This is a genomic window from Citrobacter sp. Ce006, from assembly GCF_030336535.1.
GTDB classification, from domain to species: domain Bacteria; phylum Pseudomonadota; class Gammaproteobacteria; order Enterobacterales; family Enterobacteriaceae; genus Citrobacter; species Citrobacter europaeus.
This window is the reverse complement of sequence record NZ_JAOWDO010000017.1, coordinates 1-253: the sequence shown is the minus strand read 5'-3', so window position 1 is coordinate 253 and position 253 is coordinate 1. Positions and strand designations below refer to the sequence as shown.

General features: G+C 64.8%; 1 protein-coding gene. It reads left to right on the top strand.

From position 1 onward, the window contains the following. Positions 1–253, top strand: a 253-nt coding sequence (locus OGV94_RS25155; protein ID WP_286522109.1) for a formylglycine-generating enzyme family protein, incomplete at both ends; no start/stop codon positions are given.

Below are 253 nucleotides of genomic sequence, written 5' to 3'. Positions count from 1 at the left end.
CCGGCGGTGGTGTCATGGCGCGAGGCCGACAGCTACTGCCGCTGGCTGAAAAAGGAGACGGGGCTGCCGTTTTCCCTGCCGACGGAAGCGCAGTGGGAGTACGCGGCGCGTGACCGGGGTCAGTATATTCTGGTGGCGACGGATGACGGCGACTGGCGTGAGGATGAGAAAACCGGGCGCGGTGAAAACTATGCTACCAGCGAGGACCGCCAGGCAACGGAAGAGGCCACCGGGGTGGACAGTTCCTTCGTGC